Source organism: Hymenobacter sp. AT01-02, from assembly GCF_000961955.2.
Lineage (GTDB): Bacteria > Bacteroidota > Bacteroidia > Cytophagales > Hymenobacteraceae > Hymenobacter > Hymenobacter mucosus.
In genome coordinates, this window is the sequence record NZ_JZIR02000097.1 from 1 (window position 1) to 1,299 (window position 1,299).

At 53.9% G+C, this 1,299-nt stretch carries 1 protein-coding gene, 1 tRNA gene and 1 pseudogene; 2 read left to right on the forward strand and 1 reads right to left on the reverse strand.

What is annotated here, in order from left to right:
* Positions 1–102: 102 nt before the first annotated feature.
* Positions 103–176 (reverse strand) — tRNA-Ile (locus VI25_RS19885).
* 160 nt (positions 177–336) lie between these two features.
* Here VI25_RS19885 and VI25_RS19890 point away from each other — a divergent pair.
* Positions 337–1,008 carry an HAD family hydrolase gene (locus tag VI25_RS19890; protein ID WP_052695487.1) on the forward strand — a complete coding sequence of 224 codons (672 nt, stop codon included), beginning with the start codon at positions 337–339 and terminating at the stop codon, positions 1,006–1,008.
* Positions 968–1,299, forward strand: a pseudogene (locus VI25_RS19895) (hypothetical protein); the annotation flags it as partial. The gene VI25_RS19890 and the pseudogene VI25_RS19895, both read left to right, overlap by 41 nt.

Consider the following 1,299-nt stretch of genomic DNA (forward strand, 5'->3'; position numbering starts at 1 on the left):
TGGCTACCAACGTGTATGTCACGTGTCCCTTCTTAGTAGAGACCATATAGAAAATAAAAACCCCGTTAGAGATATCCTAACGGGGTTTTCAATTGAATAAGGTGGGCCCAGCTGGAATCGAACCAGCGACCTACTGATTATGAGTCAGTTGCTCTAACCGATTGAGCTATAGGCCCGGCGCGAAACCTCTCAGCAACTGGTTGGTTTCAGCTGTGCAAAGCTCGAAGTTTGTGCGCGTAATTGCAATTTCCGCCGCAATATTTGGCGCAATACTCACGTATTGGGCTAGCCAGCAGTTGCGTCTTTACCACACTACCCTTTCTTTATCAACACCTTATGCCTCACAAGCTACCTCACCTGCTCTTCGATTTTGGTGGTGTTATTATCAACCTCAACTACGACCGAACGCTGGAAGCTATGCGCCGCCTCTCCCGCCGTGGCAGCACCATTGCCTTCACGCAAGCGGCGCAGGCCGAGCTGTTTGATTTGATGGAGACAGGACGACTAACGCCACAAGAGTTCCGCGACGGGTTGCGCAAGCACTACGAGCTGGAGGCTTCCGATGAGGAACTAGATGCTGCTTGGAATGCCATGCTGCTGGATGTACCCGCCGAGCGTCTAGCTCTTATTGCGGAGTTGCGTGCGCAGGGCTACCAGACGGCGTTACTCTCCAACACCAACCAGATTCACATTGACGCTATCAATGCGGTGCTGAAAACAGAGTACGGCTTTGCGCACGGTATTGCCGATGCTCTGGACCGCGTGTTCTACTCCCAGCAAGTGGGCCTTCGTAAGCCAGGAGAGGAAATATTTCGCCATGCCCTACAGGAGATGAACTGGAAGGCGGAGGAAACGTTGTTTATTGAAGATAGCCCGCAGCACATTGAAACGGCCCGCCGTCTGGGACTTCACACGCTGTTCTTGGCCCCGCCCCTTACCCTCACTGACGCCCTACCCGCTGCCCTCCGTGCCTTCGAACGAGACGCCTCCGCTCCTCCCCTTTCCTGATGCTTCTACCCCTGGCTTTCTTACTCTCGCGGAGGAAGCAGAATTGGCATTTGTGCAGTACGAAAAACCCGAACCACCCCGGTGGCGCGTGTATTTGCTGCACCTGAGTTTATTCCTCATCACCTTATTTACGACCACCTTAGCTGGCGTTTCTATTACGGCTGGCCGGCTAGATGTCATCCGGCCGGATGTGCTGTGGCAGTTGCCCACCAACCAGTGGTGGGCATGGCTAGAGCCAGGGCTGTGGTTTAGCATCCCTTTTCTGGGAGTACTCACGGTTCACGAATTCGG

Coding starts and splice junctions, on each gene's coding strand:
- VI25_RS19890 (WP_052695487.1), top strand. CDS start 337: ATGCCTCACAAGCTACCTCACCTGCTCTTCGATTTTGGTGGTGTTATT.